Consider the following 8,886-nt stretch of genomic DNA (forward strand, 5'->3'; position numbering starts at 1 on the left):
AACATAACTTAATAAAACTATAGGTATATTTATTTGGAAGTCTTACTTGAAGGATTAAATAATGAAAATGAAAGTAATCATTTTTTGAGATCTTTATGGGCAAGTATTAGAGATCACTTTGGCAAGTGCTCTTGGCATTACTCTCCGTATAAAAAGCAAGGTTCTAAAAAAATAACTTTAGGGCGTATGAGCTATAACGGTAAAGATTCTTTCGAGGTTTCAGTCAGGTATAAACAAAAAGGAAACTTAGTCGCGGTCATGTTTTCTGATTATATCGAAGATGATGAAATTATAAGCGACCTAAAAATTATTAAAGAACTAGTTAAAAATAGTTTAGATTATAAAAAACTGATTTCTAAATTTAGCTTTAGTATTTCTCTAGAAGTTATTAGGGGCTCTATTGCCGCATACTCAGGTAAAAGTTTTGCTTTAGAACCAACAGGTAATAGCTCTATTAAATTGATAGTTGATATTAATGGTTATGATGCTTTAGATGCAGAAGCTAAAGCATCAGAAAAAATTAAAACGATTATTGAAATTTTAACTGTTAGCACCAACTGTGTGATTATTCGAGATACTCAATGTGACAAGGATTCATCGTTCTCTAGTATTGAAATTAATAAATACTCTAGAGATATAAGTTGGATTGATGCAAAACCAATAGCTGATGGCTTAGTTCAAATCTCAGAAAAAACCTGTTTCCTTATTGATTACATACTGAGTAATGATATTTACTCTTATGAAATTCAATTACTTTTGAATTCTTATGCTCATTTTTCATCAGGCAGATCTTTAGATTCATTTACTCTAGATGCATATCACCCAACTCCGAGAGTAGGAAAGGCAAGTGATGAGGGTAATATCGACTTTCAGAGCGATTTAAGATTCTCTAATGCAGCCAGACTTCATTCATCATCAAGTGAAGATGCAATGATACTTTATATGTCTTCATTAGAAGTTGTGTCGTTGATTGGAGTTTCGAAGAGTAAAAAGTGTGATAGTTGTGGTCAACAAGTATATTCAATCTCAGAGAGAGTGAGAAGTTATGTGGAAAAAGATAGCAATAATGACCCATTAGTTAAAATAATTAATTCATATTACGGTTTAAGGTCAAGATATCTTCACCAAGGAATTAGGTTTGTCGATAATTCATACTCAGGCAGTGCGATACCACTATTAGATAGCAATACAATGAGTAACGCTAGAGAGTACTACCAAGTTAGTCTGCTAAATTTAAGGGAATGGTGTAGCTACTTACTAAGGTTATCTTTAGAAGAAATGGCTTTAGAAGCCAATTAAACACATTTAAAAATGTAGAGCTAAATATGTAGGCTCTACATCTTAAATAGCGAGCTTAACTTCTAAACCTAATCCCAAACCCGCCAACACCCAGCAACAACACAAATCCCCATACAAACATGTTGCCGTATTGGCTGTACACGCTGTCGCCTTGTATTAACTTAACGTCGGCTTTCATGGTGGTTGCTTCAAACTGTGGTATGCTTTGTTGCGTGTGGCTTATTGGGTCGTATACGCCGCTTACGCCGTTGTTAGTAACACGTATTAGTGGCCGCTGTAGCTCTAGAGCGCGCATGCGAGCGATTTGCATATGCTGGTGGGGGCCAATGGAGTCGCCAAACCAAGCATCGTTACTTACGGTAAAGAGTAAATCTGAGCTGTGCTGATAATTACCACGCACTAGGTCGGCAAATACTATTTCGTAGCATATAGCGGGTAGTATATTAAAGCCGTTAGCACGTAGGTTGTTTTGTACTTTGTCGCCACGGGTAAACGACGACATAGGTAAATCAAACAACGGTGCGATAGGGCGCAGTAAATCTTCAAATGGTACAAATTCGCCAATAGGGAGTAATTGGTGTTTTTGATAGCGGTTTTTATCTAGGTAGCGGTAGTGGCCGTGTTCATCATCTTTATTTTTATTACCCACTACTATAAGGGTATTAAAAATAGTTTTAGTGTCGAGTTGGTAGTCAACAACACCGGTAATTAGCGCGGTTTTATTAAATGAAGCGGCGCTGTCTAAGCCTGCTAGGTATGAGTCGGCAAGCGCTTCTATTTCGGGTACTGCGGCTTCGGGCCATACTATTAAGTCGGCGTCCCAGTGTGTGCGGGTTAGGTCTTGGTATTTACTCATGGTGGTCCAAAACTGGCTGGGATCAAAGCGCAGATTTTGTTTTATATTACCTTGTACAAGTAATGTCGACATGCTTTTTCCAGAGTACTGTGCTGTACCTGTGGTGTATGCACCGGCAAAAAGTAGTGCTAAAGCACTGCTGGTTATGGCCAATGTTTTAAAATCTTTTTGGCTTAGGCGATACAATGCAAAACCAATGGCAATACATACTAAGGTTAAACCAAATTCGCCAATATAAGGGGCAAGCAGTCTAAGTGGGCTGTCGGTTTGCGTATAACCAAAACTTAACCATGGAAAGCCTGTTAGTAAGTGTGCGCGTAAGTATTCGCTTATGGCAAAACTTACAATTAATAATGCGCCATAACTTTTAGGGCCGCTGGCAAAGCGAGTTGTTGCCCAAAAGGCAAGTGCAGGAAATAACGCTAAGTATGAACACAATAAGGCCATAAGCGCTAAAGAAGCGATTAATGGCATGCCGCCAAAAGTGGCTATAGATACATGTACCCAGCTAATACCAGCACCAAACCAACCTAAACCAAATATAAAGCCATATTTAGCGGCTGTTTTTGCGTGTGTTTTACCGGTGTTTTTTGGATTAATACAAAAAATGATGGCAGCAAGGCTAAAAAATGCAATGGGCCAAATTTCAAAGGGGGCATAGGCAAAAGTTAAAATAAGGCCCGCAATTAATGCGAGCCATGCTTTTTTATCTTTTGCTAATAAGGTGAACTTAGTTAGCAGAATCTTCACTGTAGTTATCATCAACCTTAGGAACGGTGACTTGCAGTTGCAAGATGCGGCGATTGTCAGAGTTGGTTACTTTAAATTGGTAACCTTCTATATCAATGGTTTCGCCACGGCTTGGCATGTGGCCAAAGGCATGTAATACAGTGCCACCAATAGTATCGGCGTCATCTGTGCTGTAACCTGTTTTAAAATGCTCGTTAAAGTCATCAACAGGGGTTAGCGCTTGTACTACGTAAACATGCTTAGCAAGTTGGCGAATATCTTGTTGCTCTTCTTCTTCGTCGTGTTCGTCTTCTATTTCGCCCACGATTATTTCAAGAATATCTTCAATAGTGACTAAGCCCGATACACCGCCGTATTCATCAATAACAATAGCCATATGGTAGCGTTGCTGACGAAATTCGTTAAGCAGGGTATCGACACGTTTACTTTCGGGTACTACCATTGCTGGGCGTAAATAATCGCGCAGTGAGGGCAGTAAGTCGTCTTTGTTTAAGATTAGGGGTAATAAATCTTTAGCGAGTAAAATCCCTTCTACATGGTCTTTGTCCTCACACACCACCGGAAAGCGTGAGTGCGTAGAGTGAACCATCATAGGTATGAGCTCTTCAAGCGGGCTGTCGATCTCAAGGGTGATCATTTGTGAGCGCGGCACCATAATGTCTCGCACTTTAAGCTTAGACACGCCAAGCACACCTTCAATCATCTCTTTGGTTTCTGGATCGATTACATCCCGCTCTTGCGCATCGGCAATTACTTCAACCAGCTCTTCTCTGTTCTGGGGTTCCCCTTGAAACTTTTGGGCTATTCGGCCCAGCCAGCTTTTTCCAGAAGAACCCTGGCTAGAATGCGAGTTACCGTCGCTCATTATATCTGATTACTCCGTTTATTTAAATTTCGTCCCGATATGGGTCTGCTATGTTTAGCTCAGCAAGTAATTGCTTTTCTATACTTTCCATCTCAAAAGCATCTTCACTCTTTATATGGTCAAATCCAAGCAAATGCAAGCATCCATGAATAACCATATGAGCAAAGTGGTCATGAAATGACTTTTCTTGCTCAATTGCTTCAGCCAATACAATAGCTGGGCAAATAACTAAATCACCTACTAAAGGAATATCTATTCCCGGTGGTGCTTCAAACTCAAACGACAGTACATTGGTAGGCTTGTTTTTACCACGGTAGTCGTTGTTGAGTTGTTGCGACTGCGCTTCGTCACTAATTACAATAGTGAGTTCAGATTCGTCGCGATATTGGCTAAGGGCTTTGTCGGCCCAAAGCGCAAATTGTGCCTCGCTTGGTAAGTTGTCAAACTCACAGGCTATTTGTAAATCAAGTTCAGTGTTCACGGTATTACTCTTTAGTAGCAGGCGGTTGTTGAGCGGCAAGTTGCTCTCGGGCTTTTTGCTTTTCTAGGCGCATAAGTCGCTCGCTTTCATCGTTGCGCTCGTAGGCTTCAACAATACGCGCAACCACAGGGTGGCGAACTATGTCTTGGGCTTTAAAGTGGTTAAAGCTTATTTCGTCTACGCCATCGAGTACTTCCATTGCATGGCGTAAGCCTGAGCGCACACCACGTGGTAAATCTACTTGCGTTATGTCGCCAGTAATAACCGCTTTTGAGTTAAACCCAATACGGGTTAAAAACATTTTCATTTGCTCTGCGGTGGTATTTTGGCTTTCATCTAAAATAATAAAGGCATCATTAAGCGTACGCCCACGCATATAAGCAAGTGGGGCAATTTCAATAACGTTTTTTTCGATTAGTTTTTCTACTTTTTCAAAGCCAAGCATTTCAAATAGCGCATCGTAAAGCGGGCGCAAGTATGGGTCGACCTTTTGGCTTAAATCGCCCGGTAAAAAACCGAGCTTTTCACCTGCTTCTACCGCTGGGCGGGTAAGCAATATACGGCGAATTTCTTGGCGCTCTAGGGCATCAACTGCAGTTGCCACTGCTAAGTACGTTTTGCCTGTACCAGCAGGGCCAATGCCAAAGGTAATATCGTGATGCAAAATATTAGAAACGTATATACCTTGGTTTTCGTTACGCGGCTTTATAACACCACGGCGCGTTTTAATCACCATTTCTTTGGTGTAAGTGCTGGTTGTGGTGTCTTGTTCAAGGGCGTTTGATTCGGTAATGGCTAAGTGCACGTTGTCGGGTTCTATTTCGCCAATTTCGCCGCGCACAGGTTGAGTATCAATATAAAGGTTTTTTAAAATTTCTACAGCGCTGGCGCTACTGTAAGTTTTGCCTGTGACTTTAAAAAAGTTATCGCGGTGGATAATTTCAACACCGAGTCGGCGTTCAATTTGTTTGATGTTTTCGTCAAACGGGCCACATAAAGAAGAAAGGCGTTTGTTATCGGCAGGTTCTAAATAAATCTCTAATGTTTTTAACTGATTACTCAAAATTACTTCCTATAGCATGGCGCCAGTGTTAACTGGCGCTAAAATTTCCACTAAGGGACGAAAGTAGCAACGCCAATTTCGTTTATAGTGTCAGGTTTAGGCTCAAGGCTTGCAGCTTTGGTTAAAATAGCTGAAGGAGCGATTTCACGACGTAAGTTCATTTCTGATTCTGTACGAATTAAGTCACCACGTAAAGAATTTGGTAGTGCCTCGGTAATACGTACGTCAACAAACTGACCGATCACTGTATGTGGGCCAACAAAGTTAACTACACGGTTGTTTTCGGTACGGCCACGTAATTCCATTGGGTTCTTTTTAGAAGGACCTTCAACGAGTATACGCTGCTCTGTATCGAACATTTGACGGCTAATTTGTTGCGCCATTTGTGTAATACGATTTTGCAGTAAGTATAAACGCTCTTTTTTCTCTTGCTCGGTTACGTCATCTGGCAAGTCGGCCGCTGGTGTACCTGGGCGTGCACTGTAAATAAAGCTAAAGCTCATATCAAAACCAACGTCGCTAATTAGCTTCATGGTTGCTTCAAAGTCATCTTGGGTTTCACCCGGAAAACCAATAATAAAATCTGACGACATGCTTAAGTTAGGACGAATTTTGCGTAACTTACGAATTGTCGACTTATATTCAATTGCCGTATGGCCGCGTTTCATTAGGTTTAAAATACGGTCTGAACCACTTTGTACTGGTAGATGTAAATGATCTACAAGCTCTGGTACATCGGCGTATACGTCAACTATATCTTGGGTAAACTCTACTGGATGCGATGTGGTGTAACGAATACGGTCAATACCATCAATGGCAGCAATAAGACGAATTAAATCCGAAAAATAACAAATTTCGCCATCGTGTGTGTCGCCGCGGTACGCGTTTACGTTTTGGCCAAGTAGGTTTACTTCACGTACGTTTTGCTCAGCAAGCTGGGCAATTTCTAATAGTACGTCATCTACTGGGCGGCTAACTTCTTCGCCGCGAGTGTAAGGTACAACACAAAAAGTACAGTACTTAGAGCAGCCTTCCATAATAGATACAAACGCAGATGGGCCATCGGCTTTTGGCTCTGGTAAACGGTCAAATTTTTCAATCTCTGGGAATGAAATATCAACAACCGATGAGCCTTTATCGCCTTGCACTTGTTTAATCATTTCTGGTAAACGGTGCAGCGTTTGCGGGCCAAAAATAACGTCTACAAATGGCGCACGCTGGCGAATAGAGTCACCTTCTTGTGAGGCAACACAACCACCTACGCCAATAATTAAGTCTGGCTTGTCGTCTTTTAACAACTTCCAACGACCTAACTGGTGGAACACTTTTTCTTGTGCTTTTTCACGAATTGAACAGGTGTTAAGTAAAATTACGTCGGCATCTGTTGCATCATCAGTTAGCTGGTAGCCATTGGTGGCATCTAAAAGTTCAGCCATTTTCTGAGAGTCGTATTCGTTCATCTGACAACCCCAGGTTTTAATATGCAGCTTTTTGCTCATTGAAATATTGCCTCGTGTTCAATTCGATAGTGGCACAAAAATGTGCTAGAAACAGGATTAAGTGAAATGCATTACTGCGCTATACCCACTTAAAGGACGCGTATTTTAGCTGGATACACACGTAAATCCAAGTATAGTTTTCATGTTTGTGATTTCAAATCAATGCAGCTTTAGTTTTATCCACAGTTGAGCGTATCCTTTGGCACATAACAAGCTAATTACGATACAATTAAAATAGTTTTAAGAAATTAAAAAGATGAGAACATGACAAAAAATAAAGTAATTGTTGTGGGTGCTGGCATGGTGGGTGCTGCTATGGCAATTAAACTTGCCCAGCAAGGCAAAGCAGTGCGCATAATAGAAAAAAAACTAATAAATCCGCAGCAAGTTTTAAGCAGTGATCAGGTTGATATTCGCGTATCGGCAATAAATCGTTTTTCAGAAAAGCTGCTAGACGAATTGGGCGCAATGCCACTTTTAAAACAAAGTAGGTTAGCGCCGTATCAACAATTAGAAGCATTTGAGCGCGGTGGCGATAATTTATTATTTGATTGCGCCGATATAAACACCACGCATTTAGGCCACTTAATTGAAAATAACCTAATTCAAGCCAGTTTATGGCAGCAATTTGAGCAATACAACATTGAAGTTATTGAGCAAGCAGCGCCTATTACGAGTATTGAGCAAACCTCAGATGCAATTACGCTAGTGTATGGTGAGCAAACGTATACCGCTGATTTAGTTATTGCAGCCGACGGCGGGCAATCGCAATTACGCGCTAAAGCCAACATAGGTATAACCGGTTGGCAGTATCAGCAGCACTGCATGGGCGTACTTATAAAACTTGATGCGCCGCAACAAGTAAAAACGTGGCAGCAATTTACTCCCACCGGCCCTTTGGCCTTTTTACCTATGCAGGCTCCTTACGCTAATTTAATTTGGTATGACGATGCCAATACACTGCAAAGCTTTAAAGGTTTAAACCCGCTGCAACTTAAAACACATATTGTTAAAAAGTTTCCTGAGCTTGCCGGTGATTTTACCGTGTTAAAGCACGCGGTGTTTCCACTGGCTCGCCAGCACGCAAACAAATATTCGCAAGGGCGACTAGTGCTTGTAGGTGACGCTGCACATACTATTAACCCATTAGCCGGGCAGGGCGTAAATTTAGGCTTTCAAGACGTTGTAGCGCTTGCACAGGTGCTATTAAGTGCTGATGACATAGGTTGCCCATTAAAATTAAATGAGTATGAAAAATCGCGCCGCAAAGCAAACTTATTAATGATGAGTATGATGGATGCCTGCTACTTTGGGTTTTCTAATCAAATTGCGCCATTAAAATGGGCGCGTAGCCAATTTTTAAAAATAGCTAACAATACCGGACCGGTAAAAAACTGGGTTTTAAAATACGCTATTAGCGGCGAGTTAAATTAATACTAATTGCTATAACATTTGCGAACTATTGAAAAGGCTCATTTATGGGTCTTTTTTTATGCTTATTTATTGATTAAAAGTGCGGTAGCAGAGGGTTTGCTAATAAAATATAGCCACTAAAATACGGCTATTTAAATACAGTTATTAAAATAAGATTTTATAGATAGATTAAAAATACAGAAGTTTAAAATAAATAGATTTAAAATGAGTAGTTATGAGTACTTATGAGTAGTTATGAGTAATACAAAAGGAAGAGTAATTTAAGTAGGAAGTATAAACAAATTGGCTGGGATACCAGGATTTGAACCTGGGAATGCCAGGATCAAAACCTGGTGCCTTACCGCTTGGCGATATCCCAACTATAAATTTGTACAAGTTTTCGTTCTAGTTAAGAACATGGTGCGGAAGGAGAGACTTGAACTCTCACATCCTAAGATACTGGAACCTAAATCCAGCGCGTCTACCAATTCCGCCACTCCCGCATCACTAATTTGCTAATTTAAACTCTAAGCTAGAGCTATTCTTTAAACAACTTTCCTTGGTAGAAGAAGTTGGCTGGGATACCAGGATTTGAACCTGGGAATGCCAGGATCAAAACCTGGTGCCTTACCGCTTGGCGATATCCCAACAAAGAATAAT

The 8,886-nt window shown here is 40.7% G+C and carries 7 protein-coding genes and 3 tRNA genes; 2 read left to right on the forward strand and 8 right to left on the reverse strand.

All coding sequences use genetic code 11. From position 1 onward, the window contains the following. Positions 1-33 precede the first annotated feature (33 nt). Positions 34-1,299 (forward strand): hypothetical protein, encoded by a 1,266-nt coding sequence (locus H5058_RS02955; RefSeq protein ID WP_182676827.1) that lies wholly within the window; start codon positions 34-36, stop codon positions 1,297-1,299. 55 nt (positions 1,300-1,354) lie between these two features. Here the strand turns inward: H5058_RS02955 and lnt are convergent, their stop codons facing one another. From lnt to miaB, 5 genes are read right to left on the reverse strand one after another with little or no spacing between them, the layout of a single operon-like run. Next, positions 1,355-2,905 (reverse strand): apolipoprotein N-acyltransferase, encoded by a 1,551-nt coding sequence (gene lnt, locus H5058_RS02960; RefSeq protein WP_182676830.1) that lies wholly within the window; start codon positions 2,903-2,905, stop codon positions 1,355-1,357. Further along, entirely contained in the window at positions 2,886-3,770 is an 885-nt protein-coding gene (gene corC, locus H5058_RS02965) for a CNNM family magnesium/cobalt transport protein CorC (protein WP_011327732.1), read from the reverse strand. The genes lnt and corC overlap by 20 nt, the downstream gene beginning before the upstream one ends. A 22-nt stretch (positions 3,771-3,792) precedes the next feature. Then, a complete protein-coding gene (ybeY, locus tag H5058_RS02970) occupies positions 3,793-4,251 on the reverse strand; it encodes an rRNA maturation RNase YbeY (RefSeq protein ID WP_011327733.1) in 459 nt (152 codons plus the stop codon). Between the two features lie 4 nt (positions 4,252-4,255). After that, positions 4,256-5,314: a PhoH family protein gene (locus H5058_RS02975; protein ID WP_182676832.1), complete on the reverse strand. Its 1,059-nt coding sequence runs from the start codon at positions 5,312-5,314 to the stop codon at positions 4,256-4,258. 50 nt (positions 5,315-5,364) lie between these two features. Continuing rightward, the gene (miaB, locus tag H5058_RS02980) at positions 5,365-6,813 is read right to left on the reverse strand and encodes a tRNA (N6-isopentenyl adenosine(37)-C2)-methylthiotransferase MiaB (protein ID WP_086994706.1); all 1,449 of its coding nucleotides are present in this window, start codon (positions 6,811-6,813) and stop codon (positions 5,365-5,367) included. 264 nt (positions 6,814-7,077) lie between these two features. Between miaB and H5058_RS02985 the strand changes: the two genes are divergently transcribed. Continuing rightward, on the forward strand, positions 7,078-8,247 hold the full coding sequence (locus H5058_RS02985) for an FAD-dependent monooxygenase (RefSeq protein WP_011327736.1): 1,170 nt from the start codon (positions 7,078-7,080) through the stop codon (positions 8,245-8,247). A 283-nt stretch (positions 8,248-8,530) separates the two neighbouring features. On the opposite strand, the gene H5058_RS02990 is transcribed toward H5058_RS02985, so the two are convergent. The 3 genes from H5058_RS02990 to H5058_RS03000 all read right to left on the reverse strand — a co-directional run bounded on the left by H5058_RS02990 (position 8,531) and on the right by H5058_RS03000 (position 8,874). Then, a tRNA-Gln gene (locus H5058_RS02990) sits at positions 8,531-8,605 on the reverse strand. A gap of 39 nt (positions 8,606-8,644) precedes the next feature. Then, positions 8,645-8,729, reverse strand: a tRNA-Leu gene (locus H5058_RS02995). Positions 8,730-8,799: 70 nt separating this feature from the next. Further along, positions 8,800-8,874, reverse strand: a tRNA-Gln gene (locus tag H5058_RS03000). Positions 8,875-8,886 lie beyond the last annotated feature (12 nt).

The sequence above is a fragment of the Pseudoalteromonas sp. SR45-4 genome (genome assembly GCF_014163535.1).
Lineage (GTDB): Bacteria > Pseudomonadota > Gammaproteobacteria > Enterobacterales > Alteromonadaceae > Pseudoalteromonas > Pseudoalteromonas nigrifaciens.

Coding starts and splice junctions, on each gene's coding strand:
- miaB (WP_086994706.1), bottom strand. CDS start 6,813: ATGAGCAAAAAGCTGCATATTAAAACCTGGGGTTGTCAGATGAACGAA.
- corC (WP_011327732.1), bottom strand. CDS start 3,770: ATGAGCGACGGTAACTCGCATTCTAGCCAGGGTTCTTCTGGAAAAAGC.
- H5058_RS02985 (WP_011327736.1), top strand. CDS start 7,078: ATGACAAAAAATAAAGTAATTGTTGTGGGTGCTGGCATGGTGGGTGCT.